This window comes from Carnobacterium sp. AT7 (assembly GCF_000171855.1).
Taxonomy (GTDB): Bacteria; Bacillota; Bacilli; order Lactobacillales; family Carnobacteriaceae; genus Carnobacterium_B; species Carnobacterium_B jeotgali.
Window position 1 is genome coordinate 46,962 of record NZ_ABHH01000013.1, and the last position, 26,663, is coordinate 73,624.

General features: G+C 30.6%; 20 protein-coding genes and 1 pseudogene. 4 read left to right on the top strand and 17 right to left on the bottom strand.

What is annotated here, in order from left to right:
* Window positions 1-43: 43 nt before the first annotated feature.
* From CAT7_RS06570 to CAT7_RS06635, 14 genes are all read right to left on the bottom strand, one after another.
* The gene (locus CAT7_RS06570; RefSeq protein WP_007723497.1) at window positions 44-3,040 is read right to left on the bottom strand and encodes a GW dipeptide domain-containing protein; all 2,997 of its coding nucleotides are present in this window, start codon (window positions 3,038-3,040) and stop codon (window positions 44-46) included.
* A gap of 516 nt (window positions 3,041-3,556) precedes the next feature.
* Window positions 3,557-4,567, bottom strand: coding sequence for a glycosyltransferase family 2 protein (locus CAT7_RS06575; RefSeq protein ID WP_007723500.1), 1,011 nt, complete (start codon window positions 4,565-4,567; stop codon window positions 3,557-3,559).
* 127 nt (window positions 4,568-4,694) lie between these two features.
* On the bottom strand, window positions 4,695-5,870 hold the full coding sequence (locus CAT7_RS06580) for a glycosyltransferase family 4 protein (protein ID WP_007723501.1): 1,176 nt from the start codon (window positions 5,868-5,870) through the stop codon (window positions 4,695-4,697).
* A gap of 47 nt (window positions 5,871-5,917) precedes the next feature.
* The gene (locus tag CAT7_RS06585; protein ID WP_007723503.1) at window positions 5,918-6,856 is read right to left on the bottom strand and encodes a glycosyltransferase family 2 protein; all 939 of its coding nucleotides are present in this window, start codon (window positions 6,854-6,856) and stop codon (window positions 5,918-5,920) included.
* Window positions 6,857-6,912: 56 nt separating this feature from the next.
* Window positions 6,913-7,977, bottom strand: coding sequence for an EpsG family protein (locus tag CAT7_RS06590; RefSeq protein WP_007723505.1), 1,065 nt, complete (start codon window positions 7,975-7,977; stop codon window positions 6,913-6,915).
* Between the two features lie 19 nt (window positions 7,978-7,996).
* A complete protein-coding gene (locus CAT7_RS06595; protein WP_007723507.1) occupies window positions 7,997-9,142 on the bottom strand; it encodes a hypothetical protein in 1,146 nt (381 codons plus the stop codon).
* A 7-nt stretch (window positions 9,143-9,149) separates the two neighbouring features.
* Entirely contained in the window at window positions 9,150-10,241 is a 1,092-nt protein-coding gene (locus CAT7_RS06600) for a glycosyltransferase family 1 protein (RefSeq protein ID WP_035019466.1), read from the bottom strand.
* Window positions 10,242-10,261: 20 nt separating this feature from the next.
* Window positions 10,262-11,323: a glycosyltransferase family 2 protein gene (locus CAT7_RS06605; protein ID WP_007723513.1), complete on the bottom strand. Its 1,062-nt coding sequence runs from the start codon at window positions 11,321-11,323 to the stop codon at window positions 10,262-10,264.
* 7 nt (window positions 11,324-11,330) lie between these two features.
* Window positions 11,331-12,716, bottom strand: a complete 1,386-nt coding sequence (locus CAT7_RS06610; RefSeq protein WP_007723522.1) for a sugar transferase — start codon at window positions 12,714-12,716, stop codon at window positions 11,331-11,333.
* Window positions 12,717-12,875: 159 nt separating this feature from the next.
* The gene (locus CAT7_RS06615; RefSeq protein WP_442852119.1) at window positions 12,876-13,991 is read right to left on the bottom strand and encodes a hypothetical protein; all 1,116 of its coding nucleotides are present in this window, start codon (window positions 13,989-13,991) and stop codon (window positions 12,876-12,878) included.
* A gap of 111 nt (window positions 13,992-14,102) precedes the next feature.
* A complete protein-coding gene (gene wecB, locus CAT7_RS06620; RefSeq protein WP_007723526.1) occupies window positions 14,103-15,254 on the bottom strand; it encodes a non-hydrolyzing UDP-N-acetylglucosamine 2-epimerase in 1,152 nt (383 codons plus the stop codon).
* 158 nt (window positions 15,255-15,412) lie between these two features.
* On the bottom strand, window positions 15,413-16,342 hold the full coding sequence (locus tag CAT7_RS06625) for a glycosyltransferase (protein WP_035019467.1): 930 nt from the start codon (window positions 16,340-16,342) through the stop codon (window positions 15,413-15,415).
* 45 nt (window positions 16,343-16,387) lie between these two features.
* Window positions 16,388-17,818, bottom strand: coding sequence for a lipopolysaccharide biosynthesis protein (locus tag CAT7_RS06630; protein WP_007723529.1), 1,431 nt, complete (start codon window positions 17,816-17,818; stop codon window positions 16,388-16,390).
* A 290-nt stretch (window positions 17,819-18,108) separates the two neighbouring features.
* Window positions 18,109-19,170, bottom strand: a complete 1,062-nt coding sequence (locus tag CAT7_RS06635) for a glycosyltransferase (RefSeq protein ID WP_232208122.1) — start codon at window positions 19,168-19,170, stop codon at window positions 18,109-18,111.
* 217 nt (window positions 19,171-19,387) lie between these two features.
* Between CAT7_RS06635 and galE the strand changes: the two genes are divergently transcribed.
* Window positions 19,388-20,398, top strand: coding sequence for a UDP-glucose 4-epimerase GalE (galE, locus tag CAT7_RS06640; RefSeq protein WP_007723533.1), 1,011 nt, complete (start codon window positions 19,388-19,390; stop codon window positions 20,396-20,398).
* A 135-nt stretch (window positions 20,399-20,533) separates the two neighbouring features.
* Here the strand turns inward: galE and CAT7_RS06645 are convergent, their stop codons facing one another.
* The 3 genes and pseudogenes from CAT7_RS06645 to map form a co-directional block, all read right to left on the bottom strand.
* Window positions 20,534-21,475, bottom strand: a complete 942-nt coding sequence (locus tag CAT7_RS06645; RefSeq protein ID WP_007723535.1) for a YihY/virulence factor BrkB family protein — start codon at window positions 21,473-21,475, stop codon at window positions 20,534-20,536.
* An 86-nt stretch (window positions 21,476-21,561) separates the two neighbouring features.
* Window positions 21,562-22,604 (bottom strand): annotated as a pseudogene (locus CAT7_RS06650) (acyltransferase).
* A 439-nt stretch (window positions 22,605-23,043) separates the two neighbouring features.
* Window positions 23,044-23,799, bottom strand: coding sequence for a type I methionyl aminopeptidase (gene map, locus CAT7_RS06660; protein WP_007723541.1), 756 nt, complete (start codon window positions 23,797-23,799; stop codon window positions 23,044-23,046).
* 266 nt (window positions 23,800-24,065) lie between these two features.
* Between map and CAT7_RS06665 the strand changes: the two genes are divergently transcribed.
* The 3 genes from CAT7_RS06665 to CAT7_RS06675 all read left to right on the top strand — a co-directional run bounded on the left by CAT7_RS06665 (window position 24,066) and on the right by CAT7_RS06675 (window position 26,663).
* On the top strand, window positions 24,066-24,974 hold the full coding sequence (locus CAT7_RS06665; RefSeq protein WP_035019472.1) for an RluA family pseudouridine synthase: 909 nt from the start codon (window positions 24,066-24,068) through the stop codon (window positions 24,972-24,974).
* A gap of 126 nt (window positions 24,975-25,100) precedes the next feature.
* A complete protein-coding gene (locus CAT7_RS06670; RefSeq protein ID WP_007723548.1) occupies window positions 25,101-25,841 on the top strand; it encodes a WecB/TagA/CpsF family glycosyltransferase in 741 nt (246 codons plus the stop codon).
* An 87-nt stretch (window positions 25,842-25,928) separates the two neighbouring features.
* Window positions 25,929-26,663 carry a glycosyltransferase gene (locus CAT7_RS06675; protein ID WP_007723551.1) on the top strand — a complete coding sequence of 245 codons (735 nt, stop codon included), beginning with the start codon at window positions 25,929-25,931 and terminating at the stop codon, window positions 26,661-26,663.

Consider the following 26,663-nt stretch of genomic DNA (forward strand, 5'->3'; position numbering starts at 1 on the left):
CGAACTTAATTCGAAACTATCCTTTCTCAATTTTAATATTTTATTAGTTAAAGCTTTTTTTATCTACCCATCCTAAAGTAACATCGTCTAATGAAATTAAAACATATTTTCCATTTCCCGTTTCTTTAGTAACTTTAACGGATTTTCCAACAAAATTATTGGTCTTTGTTATCGTTTGATAGCCTTTAGTGCCCCATGGTTTTGTATCAATTGAATACGCAGATTTTGATATAACAGAATTATAGGAAACATCTTTGGATGAAGAAATAGCTGTATCCACTGTATATAGTTGTATTGCTTTTCTGTCTACCCAGCCTAATGATTGTCCATTTGCTTCGATTAAAATATATGATCCCTTTTGTTTTGTTACTTTAACAGAAGTCCCAACATAATCTGTAGTCTTACCAACAGTTTGATATCCAGAAGTTCCCCATGGTTTTGTATCAATTGAAAAGGCTGATTTAGAAACAATTCCAGTAAATGAAACTGATGTTGATCCTGTGATATCTGTTACAACATCATATGACTTCAAAGCTTTTTGATCTACCCATCCTATTGCTTCTCCATTAACCGAAATCAGTACATAACTACCTTTTTTTCTGATGACATCAACTTCCGTACCTATATAATCAGTGGTTTTAGCAATCGTTTGGTACCCAGCTGTTCCCCATGGCATTGTATCAATTGAGTATGACGTTTTATCAACAACTGCTTTATAATTAACTGGTTGAGATGATGAAACATTCGTCACTACTTCATAAGTTTTTAAAGCTTTTTTGTCCACCCAACCTAATGACTTTCCATCATGAGAGACTAAAACATATTGATTATTATCTGTTTCTTTTACTACTTCAATTGTTCTGCCTAAATAATCAGATGTATGGTTAAGTGTATAGTATCCACTTGTTCCCCATGGTTTAGTATCAATTGAGTAACCCGTTTCGTTAATAATTGCTTCATATGAAGTAGTATGTGAAGCTGGAATATTTACTTCAACATCATAAGTTGATATAGCTTTGCTATCAATCCATCCTAGCAATTCACCATTCAGTGAAATCAATGAATAAGTTCCATTTTTAGCTTCTTTAACAACTTCTATTTCTTGTCCAACATAATCCGTAGATTTAGCTAATGTTTGATATCCAGAAGTTCCCCATGGTAGCGTATCGATTGAGTAACCTGATTTAGAGATTTTTGCTTTGTAACTAACCGGTACTGAAGATGATACATCTTCTATATTAACAGATATTTCTAAAGTTTTTTTATCTACCCATCCTAATATAGTTCCATTATATGATATTAACCCATATTTCCCATTAGTTGTTTCTTTTACAACTTGAACATTAGTACCTAGATAAGTATTCGTTTTATCTACATTTTGAAATCCTGATGTTCCCCATGGTTTAGTATCAATTGTATATCCATTTAAAGAAATTAATGCATCATATGAAACATTAACTGTATTTTTTAACTCAGTGTCAACAATGTAAGTATCATACTGAGTTAGATTATACTGTTCAATAATGTTATTCACTTTAATATTATATTGTGTATCAGTAGCATAAGTTCCAGTAAGATATTTTGTTGCATCTTTATAGGAATTAGTATTTTTAACCCATGCTTTGGCATAAAAATTAGGAGATCCTGTTAACCCAGTTCTAAGTAGGTCAGCATAATCCATCATGGACTCATAATATGAAGGATAATCTCTAAAATTAGCAGTAATATTAATAATACCACCATTTACATCTTCCCAAGTCCCCATTGGAATTGTTTGACCATTATACGATCCTTTAATTCCAAATAAATTATAATACGGTGGGGACGCAAGTAAACTTTGTCCAAATGCACTTTCATGTGCAGCCTGTGCAATCATTACAGACGCATACAATTTATCTTTGCCATACGCATTCGCTATCTCTACAGCATAAGGTGTTATAAAATCTATAAATTCTTGATTTGTTTTGAAAGGACGAGGTTGCGCTTGATTATTTCCTTTGTTATCATTCAAGTATTTTTCATAAGCTGCTTTAGTTACATTAATTTTTTGTCCTACACTGATTACATTCGCATTTTTAATCTGAGGATTCCAGTCTAGTAATTGTGCTAACGAAATACCAAATGAACTTGCGATAGCTCCAGAAAAATCTCCAGATTTAACAATGTAAACACCATTTACAGAAGTACGTGTAGCTGTGGTCTTAGCTATAGCAAATGTTTGTATCGTATTAGTTTTAAGTATTTCTTTTTCAGGCGCAGTTTCTTTTACTTTATTTGGAATTTTTATTGGTTCTTCTACTACTGGTGTTGATTCTTCCTCTTCAATTGGTACTTCTGTTGGTTCTTCTACTACTGGTATTGATTCTTCCTCTTCACTTGGCACTTCTGTTGGTTCTTCTATTACTGGCGTTGATTCTTCCTCTTTACTCGGTACTTCTGTTGGTTCTTCTACTACGGGTGTTGATTCTTCCTCTTCAATTGGTACTTCTGTTGGTTCTTCTACTACTGGTGTTGATTCTTCGGCAGCTGATTTATCTGCTTCAGATAAATCATCATTTATAAGCTGCTCAATTATCTCTAGTTGTTGAATAAGATTTGCTAATGGAAATTCTACAGAATATGTATTATCTTGATTACTTTGTACAAAAGCTTTCAAAGAAGAAGCTTCTGCTAACTCTTTAATCTCTATTTCAAAGATGCCGTCTTCATCTGAAATACCCACAAACTTTTCAGTATCATCAATGACAAGAATAACTTCACTATTTTCTAGTGTACTACCTGATACTTTATATGTTTTTTCATCTATTTGAGTAATAGTTATTTGTTCAATTAAATCTTTAACTTCTATTTTATTTTCACCTTCCATACTATAAGCAGTAATGTCTTCAATAACAATTGCATTATCAACTAATTCAATATTATTTATTATTTCAGGCTGTTCTACTTCAGATGCATAAATAACATCTTGATTTGTAGCTAATGACAACAATATTCCACTGGACAAGGTAATAAACAACTTTTTTCTATTATTATTTTTCAACTAACAATCCTCCAAACATATTTAAAAAAAATGATACTAATTTAGTATAGCATAAGAGAAATTCATAAAGATAAATTACATTGTTCTTTTATTAAAATAATTGTTAGTTATTCACATTTTATTAATAAATGAAAAAAAGCTAGCATAAATTGGCCTCTTTTATTTGTAATTAATTACTTTTTTATACTATTCTGTTTTTCCTATATATCTATTAAATATGATCAATTCTTTACAAATTTTGAAATTAGAAATAAACCTACAATACATAAGTAAGCATTGTAACAACTACTAAAATAATTCTGAATAAAATATAATAAAAAAACGTGAAACATATGGTTTCACGCTACTCAAATTTTATTTTATTTAAACTTAATTTGACTCGTCAACATTATTGAACGAATAGACAAAAAATATAAAATTTTTGGGATTGAAACAAGTAAATAAAAAAAATTCTTTATTTAAACTTTTAATAACTCTATTATGTTTAAGTGCCACATTTCTTAAACTTGTTTTCAGCTAAGACTTTTTAATTTTTCTAATTACATTTAATATCTTCTGTAATATTTTGTATATTTCTGGATGTTTAAAATAAAAAATATATTTTCTATATATACTGTACCCATTGTCTATAATTATAAATCTAATATTTTTCAATTGTGTATAATTTTTTTTTCTATTTTTAAAACTCATTTCCATACAATAGATAATACATTGGCCTAGAAGATGGTTAACTCTACTATTAAGAGCATCATCCATTTCTACAGTAGTTTCTTCTAAATGGCTATTAAATTCTATAGTTTTTTGAATAACTTTGGTAAGAGATTCAATACGATGTTCATAATTTAACGATGTAATAGTAGAATCCAAACGTATTCTTCGATAGAATAACTTATCCTTAATGCATTTAACCTTTTTACTCTTCATTAAAAGTTGGTAACTAAACAATTCATCTTCATGTATAATACCTTCTAAAAAATAAATACTATTTTTTAGAAGCACTTTTTTCTTTATAAATTGCAAGCAAGGTGATGCGTAAAAATCTTTATTTACTGTCATTTCTATAAATAAATCTTGTCCATTTAATATTTTGTCATATACCTTATTTCTTTCATAGTTCATATTTCCAATTTTCATATTATCTACAGATTTATCAAAAAAAGATTTTCCTTCAAATAAAATTAATTCTAAATCTTCTTTAACTGCTAAATTATATAGGTGCTCCATAGCTAAATCAGGTATTAAATCATCACTGTCTAAAAAATAAATATATTCACCTTTTGCATGTTGAATGCCTTTATTTCTAGCCTTACTTTGACCAGCATTTTCTTGATAATAGTCTAGTATATTTGTATAAGATTCTGTATACTTTTTAATAATCTTACTTGACTGATCCGTAGATCCATCATCAATAAGAATTAACTCAATATCTTGAAAATTTTTTTGAGAAATTACACTTTCAATACAATCTTCAAGATAGTTTTCAACGTTATAAACAGGTACAATAACCGAAATCTTTACATTTCCCATATTATAATAGCCCTTCTCTCTTACATAAACTCTATTATTTAAGTTAATTTAACTGACATCAACTTAAATAATAGAGCTGTTTCTAAACTATACTTATAAGTGACCATAAAATTTCATAATAAGTATACTAAAAATTTTCAGAATAAATTTCACTTAACTTTTCCATATATCCTTTAACTGAATGATTTTTTGATACCGCATCATATGATTGTATGCTTTTTTCTTTAATTTGTTGAGGGTTCTCTAAAATTTCTAAAACAATTTTTTCCAATGAATTTTGTAAATGAGCTCGTAGTGTTTGCTTTTTGTTTATGCTACTTACATCAACTTCGCCTGAATTATCTAAAGGAAGCTGAATCATCCATCCTATTGTGGTATTATTTATCTCTGGAAGAGCACGAACATTAGTTGTAATAACAGGGCAGCCAGATGCTTGAAATTCTAAAACTGAGTAGCCATAAGTATCTGCCCAAGTTGGCAACAAGCCCACATCACTATTTTTCATCATCTCAAGTAACTTTTTATTGTCTAAACTTTCGTAAAAATTTATCCAATCTGTATTTCTTAGTTTATTTTTCATTTCTTGTATTTCTTCTTCAGTATCTTGATATTTGCCAAATGCATAATTATAGCTTTTGCCTAGGGAAACAATTGTTAGTTCAAAATCGAAATGATGCTCTTTTTTAATCTTGTAAAATACATCTAGTATCTCTTTACCACCTTTACGAGTAAAGTCTTTTCCAACAAACAAAAATTTTAAAATAGGGTTAACTACCTTTAGCTCCACTTCAGATTTTTCCATCAATTTTTCTTGTGGTGGGTTTATTTGAATCATTTTTTTCTTAATAGTATTTTTATATTGTGGGAAAAATTCTAAAAATCTTAATTCCATTTCATAGTTATTTTTAGATAACGATATCACTTTTTTGCAATAATCTTTTGCTAAAATTTCCACATATTTTTCTGTTCTATCCTTTTCTTTTATGCTCTTTTTAGTAAGATTTTTATGGTCTAAAAATGATGTTGCTGAAGTTCGAGGAATGTATGTTTCAAAAGTTGAAATCCAAGGGACTTTTTTGTTCGTAACAGTGTTAAAAAGATGTAATCCATCTACTCCTTCATCATTAAAAACTATATCTTTAAAATAGACTATTGCATTTCTACCTATAAGGGGCATTCTTTTTAATGCTGTATGTGGATAATAAGTATTTAAACTTTTCATTTTTTTCAATGGGTGAAGATTACCATTTATAATAGTTCTTCTTTCAGGATATGAATCATTAGTATAACCTATTATTTTCATTGGGCACCTCTCTTTTAAGAATAATTCATTTACTTATTCGAAACTGCCTAATCTTTATTTTTCATCATATAAATAATAATTTTCCAAGTATATGGTCTAAATTTAGTTGTTAAAGATAAATTTTGATATCTTGTTTTTATTTCTAGTCTTCTTTGTGCTCTGGTAAGATTTTTGTCAGAAGCAATACCAAGTAGAATATAGTTTAATACAAAACTTTCATAGGCTAGTTTTGAGAAAAATTCTTTATGGGTTTCTAACCACTGCTCAGTGAAGTTCCATCTGTTAATATATCCCACTCTGGAATCCATAGGTACATCAGAATGATAAATTATCTTTGGATCTTCAACTTGTATTATTGTTAAATTATGGCTATTATCTACGTTTAGCAACCAGTCCCAATCCTGATGCTTGATCAGACCTTTAGTAAAAGGTGTTTCAATAAGAATGTGTTTGGGAACAAGCACGGTTGAAGTTTGAATAAATCCTATATTTCTTAATCCTTTTGTTTCAAATAAATAGTCAGAAATTGTTTTTTTACCGCTATTTTTATAATCAACATTTGGTAATTTATCATATTTTTTTTGATTTGGACTTTTATATCTTTCTAGTGACGTAAAGCATAAAAAATCATCATCAATTGACAATTGATTTTTATTAATTAAATCCATCTGACTACTTAATTTATCACTAAACCATTCATCATCGTCGTCTAACAAACCTATTAATTCTCCATTAGCTTTTTTTACACCTATATTTCTTGCTTCACTTCCACCAACTTTAGTATTTGTTTGAATCAAATTAATTTCTATATTACTCATTTTTTTAGCTTGTTCAATATATTCTCCAGTTCTAGCAGAAAAACCATCCACAACAACGACAATTTCTATATTTTTATAGTCTTGTTTAATAACGCTCTCAATTGCTCTTTTTAGAAAGAACGGTCTATCAAATGTAGGTATTACAACACTAATTAGTGGTTCATTCATTCAATTCATCCTTTAATTTTAATTCTTATTATACTAATAACAAATTTCAAAAAATCCTAAAAATTGAAAATAGTCTCATAAGGTATATACTCTATATATGTTCCGGAAATAATAAATATTAAACAAAAGACTACAAAAGTAAATCCAAAAAATAGAAATAAGTTAATTAATTTATTTTTACTAAAAGATGAAAATAAAGTTGGTACAATAAGTATTTCACTAGTAGAAAATAAAGTACCTAATCTCCCTCCCACAGTACTTAAAGTTCCTGTAAATATTAATATTAAGGAAGCTATAAAATATATTTTTAGTAACAAATTAAATCTATTTTTTTCTTCTTGTATTTTTGGATAAGCTAAAAATACTGCTGCAAAAAAAAGAACTAATTGCATCCACAATATTGGATTAAAAATCCATTGTCCGTTTGTATAATTTGGGCTAGTAAAATAGGCATTGTACCGATCAGGAATTGCCCAAATATATATTTCGGGAATTTGTACGATTACTCCAATTATGAGACTAATACCTAATAGAGAAAATATATTTTTTAATGACAAATGTTTGAATACATAGTGAAAAATATAAACAATAATAAAAGACCAAGCTGTTATGTGAAATAATGAAGCTATAAAAATAATAAGTAAAAATTTAAATGGTTTTTTATTTAATACATAGGGTATAGAGTACAATAGTATAATACATGCCAGTGCAGATCTAATTTGTCCCATATCACGAACCAAAAAAAATCTAGCATAATAATAGAGTAATACTAAAGAAGGAAATGGAGTGAATTTATAAACAAAATTAGTTAGTAAAATTAAGCTCACGAAAGAAAAAAATAATATAAATGTATAATAATTAAAGCCTATAGACTTAAAAAGATAATTTAGAAATAGAAAACCACTTTCTGCTTCTATTTTTCCATTAAAAACATCAGAGAATTTTTCAATCTCTGTATAAAATTTTCCATATGAGTTGAAATCATATCCTGTATAAAAACGGAATCCCGCTACGATAGCAAGTATACTACCAGTTATAATAGAAATCTTTTTATTTCTCAATGCTACTTCGATAGTCGCTAAAATAAGCAAGATAACAAAAATACTTACATAAAAAAACATATTGGGCCTCCGTTATTTATCATATTAAAATCACTTTTATCTCACTTTTATAAATCTTCAGTAATTCTCTTTGTGTTTCATACCATTTCTTCGTAGTAGAATGCTTTTTACATATGATTATAACTTCATCAAATGATAATGTAGGATTAACTGATGATACAGAACTACTAAATAGAATAGAGTTTTGATTTTTATTAGTTTTTATATTAGATATATCCATTAACTTTTCAACAATATAACTGTCTAATTCTTCTTCAGAAAGTATAAGTTTTGAATCTCTTTCTGGATGAAGTATTGCATGTATCATTTGATCATACTTTTCATTTTTATTCTGATATTTGTTATTGCTTATATTCAATATTGTATCATTATCTTTGAAAGCAAACCCGTATATATCGGTAACTTCTTTTTTTAATAAATTTCTGATTAGTGCTATAAAAATCCCGCCAAAAATACTTATTATTAATGCGATAGCAGTGTACAAAATAATTTTTTTGTAAGAAAATCTTTCTTCAACATTAATATCTAAATCAGAATTAGGGATTGAATCTGATTCAATTTCGTAGATTTTAATTACTTCAGGTTCAGTGACAACATAAACCGTTTTGTTATCAAAGAAAGAACTATCCTCGCTAGAAATCATATTAAAATAAGCGTCTGCAATCAACTGATTTTTTTGCTTATCTCCTGTTCCAACTTTTAAAGTCATTACTTGGGTATTTGGATTTAGTGTTACTTGAACTGCAAGTTCAGGACTAGGATCAATAGATGTATCCGTTTCTTCTTCAATTTTTTTAAGTACATCTTCAGAAGTTAAAAGTTCATTCATTAATGAATTAGCTAAAAAGGGCTCACCTGCATCGTTTTCCATATAGAAACTAAAAGCCATTCCTTCATCTTTTTGAAGGTTTTTCATAATTAATTTTATCTCTTCAGGTTCTAGTTGTGCCTCAAAAGGTATATCCTGATTCAGTTCACTAAGTTTAACTTCTTGTTCTTCTAAAACATTAGTATTCTCATCAATTTTACTGTCTGTGTAAATTGTATAACCTATGCCTAATAAAAATATAGAAAAGAACAAAACTGTCGTGGTGATAATTATTTTTATATTATCTTTAAGAAAAAATACTAATTCATCTAAAGTAGGTAAATTCTTCAAGTACATGTCCTCCTCATTTTGAGTAAATTTCATCTAATAACATAGCTGTATGTTTCATATCATACTGTGATAATTCTGGAAGAGGCTCATTACCGTATGGTTTTTCAAGTATTATTTCAGCCCACTTTTCTGCACTTTCTTCTAATTTAATAAAGTGGACATTTTTAGATAGTTTTGTTTCAGAAGAAACTTCAGTTGACAGAATTAATTTAATATTTGCTGCTTGAGCTTCTACAGCTGAAATTGGTAACCCTTCATACAAAGAAGGCATTGCAAAAACATCCATAGATGTTAATAAATTTGGAATATCATCTCTTATACCTAAAAATAAGACTTTTTTTTGTAGTTCTTTTGAAAGAACCTTTTCTTCTATTTTATTCCGTAAAGAGCCTTCACCTATTAAGATTAGAAAACTATTAGGATTTTCCCGAACTATCTCTTCAAAAATATCAATTAGGAAAAAATGATTTTTTTGTTCTTCGAATCTTCCTATGTTTCCTACAACAAAAGCCTCTTTAGGTATATTAAGGCTTTCTCTAATAATTTCTTTTTTTAAAGGTACATTCCGATACATATCTATATCTATGCCATTTGGAACAAAAATAAACTGTTGATTCTCACCATAAAGACCAACTCCTGCTTCAGTTGAGCAGGCTAAATAATCAGTTGCATTTACTTTCATCAAGTGATCAAAAAGTTTACGCGCTATGGTCAAAAATAAATTACTTTTTTTTCCATCTTTGGTAGCATGACTATGAATAATTCTTTTTTTAATCCCAGCCCGCTTAGCTAATAATAAATTTAATCCTCCTCCAAAAAATACTTCATTGTGGACTATGTCAAAATGTTTTTCTTTCAATAAAGCATTAACACCTTTTATATAGCCAACAATATTTTTTTTAGGATTAGGGACAGCGTATATATGACCACCTAACTCATGAATTTCTACATTATATGGTTTAACATCTACAAAATCATTGTAAATTAAAAAATCAAATTGAAATTTTGAGCGATCAATATTACGGTAAGCATTCATCATAAAAGTTTCAGCTCCGCCTTTTCCCATCCGTCCCTGAAAATGTAAGACTCTTAGAGGTTGTTTCATTTTCACTTCAGACCTTTCTTTTAAAATTTTCGTTTGAATTTTTCAATTGTTTTTGGAGAGGTCATACTGATTGAATACATTAATTTAGAGGCAATATAATTGACTGAAATTGATTTTGTTTTAAATAATACTTTCATTACTTGTCTAATTTTTGTATCAGTCAGACTATCTTTGCTTGCTTTGATAACATCTGGGTGCTGCATAATAGTTCTGATATAATCGCGTTTTTCACGGTAAGTTAAAGGACAGCTTTCACTGTGCAACGGAATAATACAAGACATTACACCTTTTAAAAAAAGTGCACTAAATCCTTTTTCATGTTTTTTGGTCAATGCTAGTAACTCGCGATAAAATTCAACAAACGTATCAAATTTATTGTCAAAATATTTATTTGTTAAACTATTTTTCCCATCAAATGAATAATCATAAAGGATATCACTCACTACTTTACAAGCTTCTACATGTTTAAAATAACGAATATTAAATAATCTGTCTTCACAACTGTTGTATGGTGGAAATTTTATTTCATGTTTTTTTATGATGTCTAACTTAAAAAGTTTATTCCAAGCTACATACATAAGTTGCTTGTTCATTAAAGGATAAATATTATCTAAAAAAACTTCATGTGTTTCTATCAATTGGTTCGGTGCTTTAACCAATCTAGTATCCACAAGCTCTTCACCATCTAGAACATTCATATTGTAAGAAGAAATGACTAAATCAATTTTCCCATCTTTTACATGATCAGCATATATTTCTAGCGTACTGTCTTTCATCACATCATCTGAATCAACAAATAAAAGATACCGTCCATTAGTCAATTCAATTCCGTTATTTCTAGCATTACCAGGTCCTCCATTTTGAATGGTTTTAAACCTTACTCGAGCATCTTGATTATGGTAACGTTCAAGTACTTCTTGTGTACCATCTGTTGATCCATCATTTATAATAATTAATTCAAAATTAGTAAATGACTGATTTAACACACTTGTAATGGTCTTGCCTACTGTGTCTTCACAATTGTATGCAGGCATAATAACACTAAAAAAAGGAGTATTCGCCATTTCACTTAGTCCTTTCATCAACAGATCACACCAAATATTTTATATTATTTGGTATTTCTTTACTTTTTTCTTGCTCTTCTTCATCTAATCCTTTAGATGAAACTTTATCAAAGAGTATTTTGATTGTTTGCAACATGATTTTCACATCAAGTAAAAGTGAATATTTTTTAATATATAACAAATCAAAATTTAGTTTGCTATTAAAATCTGATGCATATTTACCATATACCTGAGCATAACCTGTAATACCCGCTCTAACATTATGGCGCAAATAATAATGAGGATTTTCTTTTTGGAATTGATCTACAAAAAATGGACGTTCAGGTCTAGGACCTACCACGGACATATCCCCTTTTAATACATTAAATAATTGAGGCAGCTCATCAATTCTTAAAGAGCGGATGTATTTACCAACTGTAGTCACTCTTGCATCATTAGAGGATGCCAATACTGGACCTGAATCTTTTTCAGCTGTTGCACTCATACTTCTGAATTTTAAGACATTAAATTCTTTGCCATCTTTTGTTATTCTAACTTGTTTATAAAAAACTGGACCTTCAGAAGTTAGCTTAACCAATAAAGCAGTTATAAACATAAAGGGAGAAGCAACTACAATAAGAACAACTGAAAAAAGAATGTCCATCAATCGTTTTATTAGATCATCTTCTGATGAGATTTCAAAATTCGAAATCTCAATAATACTTTCGTCCTCAATATTCATAATATTTGGATTAACTAATAACAAATTATCAAAGCTAGTTGTTAAAAACAATTTTTTCTTTTCACGAACTAACAAATTATAAATATTTTCCTTTTCTTTTTCACTTAATCCACTAGCTAAATAAACAATATCCACCTCATCAAGGTATTTCTTTACATTAGTATAATAGTTAGATACTACAGCATATTTAACAAGGTGTCTTTTACTTTTTGCATTTCCAATATTGAATATTGCGTTTTTTATATCTTTTTCAGTTCCGACAACCATTACTTGTTTACTTCCACTGAAACGTTCATAAAATTTATAGACAATTATACGCCAAAGGAATAAGATAATTGTGCTGAAAATAAGACTAATTAATAATACTGATCTTGGAAAAGTGAACCATCTACCAAAAAAAGTTAATGCCATGATTGATATGGTCATAATTAATTGTATTATAATAGTAAAATATAAAAAATCTGCAATAGATTTATTATAAAAAACGTACACTCCAAATAATAAATTTAATAAAACAAATAAAATTAAAATATATAAAATCGAATTCTCATAAGCATTATAATTATACATTGGAATGTCGCTTTTATAACGTACATAAAAAGAAAGGAGAATAGACAGATGATATAAAAAAACATCCATCAATACTATTATTATCTTTTTCGTTTTGGTAAACTTTTCTCCTTGAGACATAATTTTTTCCTCCGATCGATAACTGTTATTCAAACACGGCTTATATATAATATCATAGAAACTCTCGAAATCCTATTACGTACTCATTAAAATACTTACTAACATTTCAAATCATACCACAAATTTTTAAAGATTTCATAAAATCAAAATGTCACTACCTTACACTTTATATCTTTCATGTTTTTTATTTCCTATGTAAATAAAAAACAATAGTAGAAATATTGAAAAAGCTGGGTTTAAATATCCACCTTTTTGAAAATTTAACGCTATAAAGACTACTCCCATTTTAAAATTTGTTACTAATGCATAAATACTGAATACACAACTTAGTAAAAATGTTACCAAGCCTAAATCGGATAATAAATAAGCATAAACATTCCATATATTAGGTGTATGTCCTATTCCATTCCCAAGAAAAATATGTTCCATATTAACATAATCCCAGCTTCTGATAATTCTAAAATAAGCTGATCCATCTTCTCCACTTAATATATCAACTGTCCTATTTATAATCGTTTCATTGATTAAATCCCATGAAAAAAATACCACAGCTATGATCAGTAGTAAGTATATAGTTGTTCTTTTCGTCCACTTCAATTCTCTTAAATTAATTTTATCTATAAAGTGTAATGCTTGTATCATCAACATAATTCCCATTGCACTATATGAAAAAGTCAAGAATATGGTCAAAGAAATAAAAATAGTAAAGCCTTTTTTTATTTTTACATCTACTTTATTGAAGTAATTCATTGATAAAATAATATTTAAAAAATAACCAAGGTAAGCTGGCTCTGAAAAAATGCTCCTTGTTCTAATAAAATCAGTATTTTCATTAAAAGCATAACTCAATAAATCTGTCCGAGTAAATCTCCAAAAAAATTCGTATGGTAGTTGACCATTCGAATACAATGCAAGAGTAATATAAATTCCTATCAAACAAATTATGACAGCTATGATATTAAGAATTTTCAAAAACAGCGCTTCTAACTTTTGTTCTTTAACATAATTATATACTCCAAAAGTTATAGCAATATAATATGAAATCCTTATTAAGCTTGCTAATCCAGTCTTTAAAATAAAACTACTATTTAGCTGTATATTCATTATAATATTCATTGCTATTAAGCCCAGTATCAAAAGAATCCAAAGCAGTTGTTTTTTTTTCACTTTATAGTTCCCACTAATTATCAGGCTTAATCCTACTACAGCAAAAATATAATCACTTAAAGTGAAGATACCAATCATCCAATCTGTTACGATAAATGACACACTCATCAAACTCAAGATAATTACTGCCCATATGCTATGGTACTGCTTATTAAAATTTATCCATTTTGTTAAAATAGAACTGTTCTCCAAAGACAAAACCCACTTCCTAAAATTAAACTATTTATTCCCTAAAAATTCCGCTGGTTTTTGCTTGTCTATGCCGAATTCATATAAGATTGCAGATAAAATTCTTTTACTTGCTTGTCCATCTCCATAAGGATTATTTGTTGTGGCCATTTTTTTATATTCAGATTCACTTTCTAGTATTTTTGTCATTTCTTTTATGATAGTTTCAGTTTGAGTACCTACCAACTTAAGTGTTCCAGCTTCTACGCCTTCAGGTCTTTCAGTTGTATCTCTAAGTACTAGTACTGGAACTCCCAAAGAAGGTGCCTCTTCTTGAACACCGCCTGAATCCGTCATGATCATATAGCTTTTAGCAGCTAAATTATGAAAGTCCATAACTTCAAGTGGATCAATTAGGTGAATTCTAGGGTGTCTCCCTAAAACATTCTCAGCCATATTTTGAACATTAGGATTTAAATGAACAGGATAAATAACTTCAATATCTTGATGTTGATCAACTACTTGTCGTATAGCTTGAAATACTCGTTCCATGGGTTTTCCATGATTTTCTCGGCGATGCATTGTCACTAAAACAACTTTACTATCTGGATTAATATTTTCTAGAACAGTATGGTGGTAGTCCTTTTGTATAGTTTCTTTAAGAGCATCGATTGCAGTATTTCCTGTAACGTAAATTTTTTCTTCTGGATGATTCTCTTTTAACAAGTTTAGTTTGCTTTCTATTGTAGGTGCAAAATATATATCTGCGATTACATCTGTTAATTGACGATTCAATTCTTCAGGAAACGGTGAATGTTTATTTCCTGTACGAAGCCCGGCTTCAACGTGTCCAACTTTGATTTGATTATAATAAGCAGAAATACTTGCAGCAAATGTAGTTGTCGTATCGCCATGAACTAAAATTATATCTGGTTTGGCTTTTTTTAAAATTTCGTCAAGACCTACCAATACAGATGATGTAATTTCTGATAAAGTTTGATTTTCTTTCATGATATTCATATCATAATTTGGTTTAATTCCAAATGTTTGTAAAACTTGATCCAACATTTCTCTATGTTGAGCAGTAACTGTAACACTAGATTCGAACCAATCTGATTGCTTATTTAATTCTTTTACTAATGGAGCCATCTTAATTGCTTCAGGTCTAGTACCAAATATTGTCATTACTTTTATTTTTCTCATAAAGATAAACCTCCTGAACATTTATTTAACTATTTAATTTTTTTCTATTAATTCTTAGAAACCTATGTCTTAGGTTTCTTCATTTTTAACTTATGCTGTATATTTTATTTTTATTAAAAATAAAGCTGCCGATTTTTAATGGCAGCATCTATTTTATGTTATTTGACTATATTGATTACCTTTTTAATATATATATAACCTTTATCTATTAAATTAATGCCTTTTATTTTTTTAAGGCCTTGTTTTTTTTCACTTTTTTTAAGTGAGCTAGTCATTAGTCCTGAATAAATTGAAATCATTTCTCTTTTAATTAGTTTTTTCTGTTCTTTAGAATATTCACTTTTTAAATATAAATTCCTCAATTCTTTATAAATAACTAGATAAGAATTAAATGTTTGTTGCAACCGTTCTGGACTTTGATTCGTCATAATTGAATTTTCACGATATCTTCTATTGTAATAAAAAGCATTGACATAGCACATAGAATTACTATTAAGAAATACCTGAATAGTAAATAACTCATCCTCATGTAAAATGCCTTCATAAAAAGAAAGAGCATTTTTTACCAAAATTTCTCTTTTAACCATGTACAAATACACTGGAGATGCTAATGTTTGACGATTTGCTTTGAAACGATCCTGTATATATTTTTTTCCTTCTTGCAGACGATGGCTAAAATCATAGTTATTTTGTTTGATTGGTTTATTTAACCCATCTAAAAATGCTTTTCCATTAAACCTTATAAGATCTATTTGTTTTTCTTCCATTAAATTAACTAGTTCTTTTATGGCCGTTAATTCAATGTGGTCATCAGAATCTACAAAAAGCACATATTTTCCAATAGCTGCTTTTAACCCTGAGTTCCGAGCACTGGACAGTCCTTTATTCTCTTGTTGAATAAGTTGAACTCTACTATCTAACAGAAAGGGTTTCACTTTTTGATTACTTGTATCTGTGCTTCCATCATCTACTATAATAATTTGTAACATCTGATAATTTTGTTTTATAATAGATTTCAAACATTCTTCTATATATAGTTCAACATTGTAAACAGGCACAATTACTGAAACCAAAGGTTGATTTTGCACCAAAATTATTCATCCTCTTTTCTAATTTATATTGCCTATTACTATTTATTTGTTTTTTAAAATTAGTTCTTTTAACAATTTTAATTGTCCTGTAACCAATAATCCTATAAAAAATAAAACAACAAAAGCAATTCCATAAATTACAAGATTTATAAAATTAGCAAATGGTAAACTAGGTACTATTAAAAAGAATACTGCTTGAATAAGAGCCATGATAATTGGCTTTATTAAAACTTTTATGACTCCTTCAAAATTAGATTGAAATAACCGATACATGAGTAGGTAATTCATTTGAATAAAGTTTATCGTAAAAGCTAATACGACCATCAATGCAACAGACTCAATACTTCCTGCTATCACTCCTATCGTTATAGCTGTCACAGTTACAATTGCTGATAAAATTCCAGAAAGCAGTAATAGATCTGTACGATTGGCAGATTGAAATATTGCCCCACTACTACTTGATATCATTTGTATCCATACAGAAAGTGCTAATATTTGAAAAGTTATTACACTATCTCCCCATTGGTTACCAAAAAGAAATAGAATGATTTCATTCGAGTTGAAAAATAAGAAAACAGATAAAGGAAGTCCAATCGTTGCTAAAATGGAAGTGATTTTTAGATATACATCTTTAATTTTTTTATAATCAGTTTCATAATTAGACATTATCGGTTGAATTACCGGAGAAATTACATTCGTTAAAATTTGATTTGGGTATAAAGACACTTGATAAGCTTTGTCATAAAAAGCTAAAGAACTAGATGATAAGTAGCGTCCAATCAATACACTATCTAAGTTTCTAGAAAAATAATTAATAAAATTAAATAGAAACTGATTTTTTGAAAAGCTAAAGATTTTTTTCAACGGTTTTTTATCTATTTTTAATTGAGCTTTTAAATTTGTCTTCATATAAAATATACTAAACAACAAAGCTGCTTTTACAGTATTACTTATAATTAATGAATAGTAACTAAATTCATTTATAGCAAGGACAACAGATACAACCCCTGCTGCAATATTAGCTAATATCATTACAATATTTACCGTACTAAACCTTTTCTCTCTTAATAAGATTGATTGTGGCACTACCAGGATACCATAAAAGAATAATGTCACTGCTAATACAATACTGATTGGTCTATAAACTTGATTATTATAAAAGGCACTAATAGGATAACCTGCAAATGCAAAGATAATTCCTAAAAATAATGCTAAGTACAATGAAAACCCAAATATACTATTGATTTCTTGTTTAGTTAATGTTTTATTTTGAATAATTGCTGGGCCTATTCCAAAATCGGCAAGCATTTGAAAGAAAATCAAAAAGACATTTACCACTGCTACTATTCCGTACTCATCTGGGGTTAAAATTCTCGATAATATTGCAGTAACTAATAATTGAATCACGACATTGGAATATTTTCCTAATGCACTATAAAATATTCCTTTTTTAAACTCTTCAGCCATTCCCATAATTTCTCCAACTCCTAAATTCTTTTAATAATGTTGTTAACTTTTTTAGCAATTAACAATCATTACATAATGTATTTTACTCTTATAACTTTATATATTTTATAAAATTTTATATTAATTCTTTACTTAAATATTTTCCTAATTAATCTTTTTACAACACTTTTAACTATTAGTTTGTATAACAAACTTTATTAAATAATCTTTACAAAAGGTAATAATACTATTTCAAAAGAAAATATCAAGCTAATGTAAAATTTCTTTTAACAAACTATTTAAATAAAAAACATTGATTAACCAAATTTCTTTTTAATTACGTTAAAACTCTTCTGAAATTTCTTTCCTACTGTTACTCTCAACTGCATCAAGTTTAATGCACCAGCATACTTGTCGTATCTTAAAAGTAGAATCAAGACTTTAACAAATGAATTCTTTTCTTTTTCAGTCTCTATTTCAGAAATGGCTTGGTTAATTTTTGAATCATCCATTAGCTCTTCGATTCGTTCAACTTTTCCCATTTTGGTTAATGGGCAATCTTCCCAAGCTAAATTACTTAATTCTAAATACAGTGCACCCCAGTATTGTTGATTCACTAAATCGTGGTACTCTTTTTCCTTGCCCCAATGGACCATCCAGTCTTCAAAGTGACTGGCGATTGTGTACTCATAAAAAAAACGTTCTTTACGGTAGCGATTCACAGCCGAACCTTCTCGGAAAACATAATGATAATAAGCTTTTTGATGGAAATAAATGGTTTGGACATTCTTGCCTACTTGTTGATTAAACAAAGCATCTTGTCCAACTTTTTGATTGGTAAAGCGGCAGTTGTGTTGCTTCAAAAAATCGTGTTTGTATAATTTATTCCATAAAGCATAAGGAGATAAAGAATAGTGTTTTCTAAATTGATCTCTAAAGGCTTCTTTTGTTAGAAGTCCATCTAACTCAGAATTTTTTTCTAGTGTCGTAATATTGCCTTCTTTGTCTACTTTTTCATTATAGTACCCACAGACTACAACATCAGCATTTGATTCTATTGCTTTTGCAACGGTTTCTTCAATTAAATTGTATTCAAAATAATCATCTGGATCCGCAAAATAGATATACTCACCAGTCGCTCTATCCAATCCGGCATTTCTAGCAAAACCTGAACCGGCATTTTTTTGATGAATGACACTTATACGTGGATCTTTTAACTGATATCGGTCGCATATTTCTCCAGACCCATCAGTTGACCCATCATTCACTAAAATAATTTCACTATTTTTATACGTTTGGCTTAGCGCGCATTGAATCGCTTTTTCCAATTGTTCTGCAACATTATATATAGGCATAATAATTGATATTTTCTTCATCATTTATACCCCTTTCACTTTACTGACACAATGACTTGCCTATTATAGCATAATCAATTAACTGAAACATTACAGTTTTCTAAAGTCTGTTCTCTATTTTCATTGTAAACTTTACCAAATTTCAACTTGGTTTGCGTTGACTTATTTTCGTTAAATGAGTAGACTTAGCCTTGTTGGGTAGAACTATTGAAATCAAAATTCGAAAAAAAAGAGGGATATTATGGCCATTTTAGTAACAGGCGGCGCCGGTTATATCGGCAGCCACACAACGGTAGAATTATTGAATGCTGGGCATGAAGTTGTTATCGTTGATAACTTTTCAAACAGCAAACCAGAAGTGTTAAATCGAATCAAAGAAATTACTGGAAAAGACTTCTCTTTTTATGAAGTCGATGTATTAAATAAAACCGATTTAGAAGCGGTATTCAAAATTCATGATATTGAAGCGGTTATTCATTTTGCCGGCTACAAAGCTGTAGGCGAATCGGTTAGCAAACCGCTAAAATATTACCACAATAACTTAACTAGTACCTTTGTTTTGGCTGAGTTAATGGAAACTTACAATGTTAAAAAAATGGTTTTCAGTTCTTCTGCAACAGTTTATGGGATGAACAATATTTCTCCACTAACAGAAGACTTGCCTTTAAGCACAACGAATCCATACGGTACGACTAAAATGATGATTGAACAGATCTTACAGGATGTCTATGCTTCGGATCCATCTTGGAGTATTGCTTTACTGCGTTACTTCAATCCAATCGGTGCTCATGAGAGCGGACGAATTGGAGAAGATCCTACAGGTATTCCAAATAACCTTATGCCTTACATCACACAAGTTGCTGTAGGCAAACGAGATCAATTAAGTGTGTTTGGTGGCGACTATGACACTACAGATGGTACAGGTGTACGTGACTACATCCATGTAGTGGATTTGGCTAAAGGCCATTTAAAAGCTGTTGAAAAGATTCTTTCTTCAGAAGGTATCGAAGCCTACAACCTTGGAACTGGAATTGGTTATAGTGTGTTAGACGTCGTAACGAATTTCGAAAAAGCTACTGGAAAAAAAGTTCCGTATACAATTATTGACAGACGTCCTGGCGACATCGCTACGTGCTATTCTGATGCTTCAAAAGCTGCTACAGAACTTGGCTGGAAAGCGGAACATACACTAGAAGACATGTGTCGGGATTCTTGGAAATGGCAAGAAAACAATCCAAACGGATACGAATAAAACGAAGCTCAATAAAAAAACTCATTCCTCTTTTGATGATTTATTTCATCAGAAGTAGAATGAGTTTTTTTATTTATACTATTAATATTGCTAGATGAGTTCATTTAATAAATTCAAATTTCTGGACTTTTTTCTTTATCGTCTAAATGTAGTCTTTACTTTAGCTCGAATATACCTCTCAGCACGAGAAGGAGCCGTTTCATTGATTGTACCATTTTGATAAACATCTATAGCCGCATTGATAACAGCACCTGCAGTCATTAATGCTCCAATAACTTGCAGCCAAATCAACATGATCATAAACGTTCCAATCGTTCCGTAACTTTTAGTACCAATAGCAAAATATTCAACATAAACGGCAAAAACTTGAGAAACTAACATCCAACCAATTGTTGAAAAAGCGGCTCCAGGAAGAACGCTTTTGAAAGCTATTTTTGCATGCGGTACAAAGTAATACAACAAACAAAAAATAATAAACAACACAATCATCGTAACTGGCCATCTTAAACTTTGAAATGTTTCACTAATGGTTAAAGGTATATCAATTATTGGAGTAATGTATTCCAATATCAATTGCCCAAATCCAAAAACAATCACCAATAACATAATACTAACAATCAAGAGTGTCGTTAAGATTAGCGAAAATAATCTAATGATCACAATGTTTCTTCTTGGCTCTACACCATACGCTTTATTCATGCTCACTTGCATTGCGGTCATTCCTCTACTGGCTGACCACAACGCTCCAATCACGGCAATCGATAAAATTCCTCCGCTGCTTCGTGTAAACCAACTTGTTAACACATCTTCTACTTGATCAAAAAAATAGTTTGGTACAGCATTTTCAATGTACGGCAATAATTCTGCTGCATCTAAACGGAAATAGGGCAATACATTGCCAATCACAACAATAACAGGGAAAATAGACAATAAAAAATAATAACTGATAATAGCTCCCGAATTCCAAACTTCAGCTTCTCGATATTTTTGAACCACAATACTACTGAATTTTTTTAGTGCTTTTTTCGTTTCTTTTTTCTTTAAATCTACCTTACCTATTGGACTATCTTCTGACATACTTAGACTCCTTTTTCGAAACTAACCATCATTATACCTATTTATATTAAAAAAATAAAATACTTATTTTTATAGAAATAAGTATTTTATAGAATAAACCGTTTTATAAATGGCAGTTGAGCCATTGCCTTAACACAAACGTAACTGATACAAAAAATCAAAAGAGTCAAAAGAGGTATGGATAAAATTGGAGTAGTAAATAATGTCGTTACTCCTGTCTTCCATATAAGGAAAATAATCAACACATGGATCAAATAAATTCCAAAGGAATAAGTTGACAGTTCTGAAAGGACACGTTTAAATTGCGTTTTAACATTCTTTGGGTTCAATCTTTCTTTTGCCAATAAAAAAGCTGCAATACTCATGAAAAATACATTCGGTGTTAAGTACTCGTAGGGAATGTCATAATGTTTTCCTTGTTTAAGCGACTCACTACTTGTAATGATAATAGTAATCATTAAACCGGCCAAACCCAATAGATAAATTCCTGTTTTCAGCCATTTTTTCAAATCGTAATGAGCCAGATAATAACCAGCAAAAAAGTAGCCCACGTAACCAAAGGTAATATCTAAGTTAATGCCTCTTTCCGCGAAAGTTACGGTAGAGCTGACTGGAAACTCATGATAAGACGGAAGAATAAAACCTATATAAAAGCAGAATACAATCACATATAAAATAATTTTCTTGTCCTCAGCGATTTTTCTGAGAAAAGGAATCATCACATAGATTTCAATCATTCGAAAAAGAAACCACAAATGGAAATGCCCTTCTTTGAATGCTTCAACCATTATACTCCATACTTCTGAATTGAATGTCCGGTATTCGTTCCATGTAAAAATTAGAGAATATAGAGCTGACCAAAAAATAAAAGCCGTTACTAGACGAAAGACATTTTTTTATAGAATTTTTTAATTGAGAACGTTCTTTTCGGATCTAAAAAAAATATCCCGCTCATCATAAAAAATAGTGGTACACTCATCCGAGCAAAACTATCGTATACATTCAGCATTTGCCACTGATACGAGTCGATGGCATATAAGTCAAAATCACGTGAGATGATATGGATGGTAATCACTAAAAAAATAGCTGCTACCCGAAGAATATCAGCATAAAGAATTCTTTCTTTCATAGTTACAGCTCCTTCTTGTTATTTCAGACTACAGTATACCAACAATGCAAAAAAACTGAAAACAACTGAACTTTCACAGCATGTTGGCTGACTCTCCTTTAAATGTAGAGTAAATAGATAGATGGTTAATTAGTGCGATTGGTGTGGTAGTGACTTGGTTTGGTTCGGTCAACTCAAATCTGGATTTCTGTTTGAGTTGGTCTAACTAGCCTCTGTTTCGTCCTACTCAAATTTGTTTTCTGTTTACGTTGGGCTAACTAGCCCCCTGTTCGTCCTACTCAGATCCTTTTCCCATTTGAGTTAGGCTAACTAGCCTCTGTTTTGCCTACTCAAATATGTTTTCTGTTTGGGTTGGCGAAACAGAGGCTCCATTCGACAAAATCAGATGAAAAAAAGTCCTAAACAAACTTCATCAGAAGCTCGTTTAGGACTTTTTTATTTAATCTTTTTGCAAGGTTAAAATTCTAGGGCCATCTTTAGTAATGGCTAATGTGTGTTCGAATTGGCAACTAATGCCGCCGTCTTTTGTACGAGCTGTCCAACCGTTATCATCCATTTTAGATTTCCAGGTTCCTGTGTTTACCATTGGTTCAATCGTGATAACCATACCTTCTTTTAAGCGAAGACCCTTGCCAGCTTCTCCATAATGTGGAACTGACGGTGCTTCATGCATCGTTGGTCCAATACCATGTCCAATAAATTCACGAACAACTGAGAAACCTTCTCCTTCAACATACGTTTGGATTGCATGACCAATATCTCCAATACGGTTTCCAACTTGTGCTTGCTCGATTCCTAAATAAAGAGCTTTTTTAGTGACTTCCATTAACTTCTCAGTTTCAGGAGTCCCTTCACCAACAATATAGCTCCAACAAGAATCGGACATTGCGCCTTTTAAATTAACAACTGTATCGACTTTAATCAAATCGCCGTTCTTTAAAACTTCATTTTTTGAAGGGAATCCATGACAGATTTCATCATTGACGCTGACGCAAGTTGCATATTCATATCCTTCAAAACCGATTTGCTCGGCAATTCCACCATGTTCTTCAATATAGCTTTGCATAAATTCATTGATTTCCCAACTTGTAATACCAGGTTTAATGATTTCTCTTAAGGCAATATGTGCATTTGCCAATAATGTTCCTGATTCATCCATTGCATCAATTTCACGTTGTGATTTTAGTGTGATCAATTTTGTTCCTCTTTTCTATTTAGTCTTACGCCTTTTCACTCTTCTTTTCTATTATAAGCTTTATTCCTAAATTTGTGAACCATTCTTCCCATTGATTAAGATGTATGCCCTTTTTCTCATAATTTATTGAAATAATCTGTTCTATTATGTCTTTTTCACCATTTAAAAGGCTTTCTATTTAAATTATTCTTACTTTAGGGTTATTTTTGTCCCTTTTTCCGTTATACTCTACTAGAGAACAATTAATGAGAGCGAGTGGTTTTTTAATGAATAAAAAAACGAATTATACCCCTAAAAAAAATACTAACAATCAACTGTATACCGTGACGGAACCAATGGAATTATTGCCTTTTTTGTTAAGCGTAATGACACATACTAGCCGTAATTCGGTGAAATCTATTTTAACAAGAGGTCAAGTAACTGTCGATGAAAAAATGACCAAAAAACACAATTTTCCGTTACTTCCTGGTCAAGTTGTCGCGATTCAATCCAATAAAGCAGCGATCAAAGAGACCGCTTTGATTGGAATGACGATTCTTTATGAAGATGATGCCATTATTGTTATCGATAAAGAAGCGGGTTTATTATCGATTGCAGCTAAATTTGCTCAAGAATTGACTGCCCATCGCCAATTGATCAATTATGTTAAACAAGAAAATCAAAACAACCGTATTTACGTCGTTCACCGTTTAGACCGTGATACTTCTGGTGTAATGGTTTTTGCAAAAACCGAAAAAATCAAACAAGACATGCAAGAAAATTGGAAAGAGATTGTCAAAGAACGTATCTATACGGCTCTAGTTGAAGGTGTAGTCCGTGAAGATGAAGGCACCATTAAGACTTGGTTAACAGAAAGCAAAGCAATGAAAGTCCATTCAGCTACTTATGATAATGGTGGGAAATTGGCTATTACTCATTACAAAAAAATACGCAATAACGAAGACTTCACTTTACTAGAAGCTCGTTTAGAAACCGGACGTAAAAACCAAATTCGGGTTCACATGGAAACGCTTGGTCATCCTGTTGCTGGGGATAAAAAATATGGGGCGACTTCTAATCCATTAAAACGATTAGGTTTGCACGCAACTACTTTAGCGTTGATACACCCTACCACCGGAGAATTAGTGCGGTTCCATTCAAAAGTACCTAAGGCATTCTTGATGCACTCAAAATAAACGCGATTTAAGAAAAATTTTCTATTTGGAGAAAAAAAGAGAAAGCTTTGCTTTATCTCTCCTCCAGTTCAATGGTATGATAAATAAATAGTTAGATTAGTAAAAGGGTTTAAGGGTGGTTGGCTTATGGAGCATGAAAAAGTATCGGTATTAGGAGTGGCTTTTGACAATAAGACAAAAGAAACATTCCTTGAAGAATTAATGGAGCGGATTGATCACAACCAAAAATCTTTTGTGGTTACAGCCAATCCAGAAATTGTCATGTATGCAAAAAAAGATTCCTCTTATATGTCGCTTATCAAAGAAGCTGACTACGTTATTGCTGACGGGATTGGCATCATAAAAGGATCTAAAATATTAGGAACGCCGATTGTTGAACGGGTTGCAGGCTATGATTTAATGTTAGCTTTACTTGAAGAAGCAAATAAAAAAGGCAGCCGTGTTTATTTATTAGGTGCAAAAGAAGACGTTTTGCAAAGTACGGTTAAAAAAGTTAAAGAACGTTATTCTTCGATCAATCTTGTTGGATCAAGAAATGGTTACTTTGATTTTTCGGATGTTTCAGTGATTGAATCCGTTCAAGCGACACAACCCGACATGGTCTTTGTTGCTATCGGTTATCCAAGACAAGAACAATGGATTCACCAGTACCTTAAAACTGCTTCAAAAGGATTGTTAATGGGTGTAGGCGGCAGTTTTGATGTTCTTTCTGGAAAGTCAAAACGGGCACCAAAAATCTTTATCCAGTTAAATAGCGAATGGTTGTATCGTTTGATCAAGCAGCCTTTCCGCTTAAAACGAATGATGGCATTGCCTCAATTCTTAAAAGAAGTAAAAAACGAAAAAAAGCAAGTCCACAAAAAATAATCTAAAGAAGCTGAACAGTTTTTTTCGTTCAGCTTTTTTCACAGATTTCAATTTATAAAAATCAACGATAAATGAGGTTAGTTCGTTATGAAAGTGTTACACATCAATGCAGGTTTAGAAGATGGCGGTGGAAAAAATCATATCCTCTCCTTACTCTCACAATTTGACCCAACAATAGCCGAGTTGCTCGTCTTAGAAGACGGTATTATTGCGGATGAAGCTCAAAAATTAGGCATCACGGTACATGTTCTTAAACAGCGGTCGCGTTACGATCTCTCTATTTTAAAACGGTTGACGCAGTTTATTAATAACCATTCTTTTGATATCGTTCATACACATGGTGCACGTGCAAATTTTATCTTCTCAACGATTCGTAAAAAAGTTGCTGCTCGTTGGCTCATCACTGTTCATAGCGACCCTACACTTGATTTTATGAACCGAGGCATAAAAGGAACTTTGTTTACCAAATTTAATCTGGCTAGTTTAAAAAAAGCGGACCACTTAATTGTCGTCACAAATAGCCTGATGCACCCGTTGCTTAAATTAGGCATCAGCCAGAAAAAAATGACCATTATCTATAACGGCCTCCAATTTGAACCGCATACACCTAAACCGTCTATAAAAAACACGGTATTTACCTTAACTTGCATTGCTCGTTTGCATCCAATAAAAGGGCATGCTCTTTTATTGGACAGTCTACATGCTGCTCGTTTTACTAATTTCACCTTAAATTTAGTTGGCGATGGAGAACTAAAAGCTTCTCTTGAAAAAAAAATCCAACAACTAAATATGCAAGAGCAGGTAAATTTCTTAGGTTTTTAA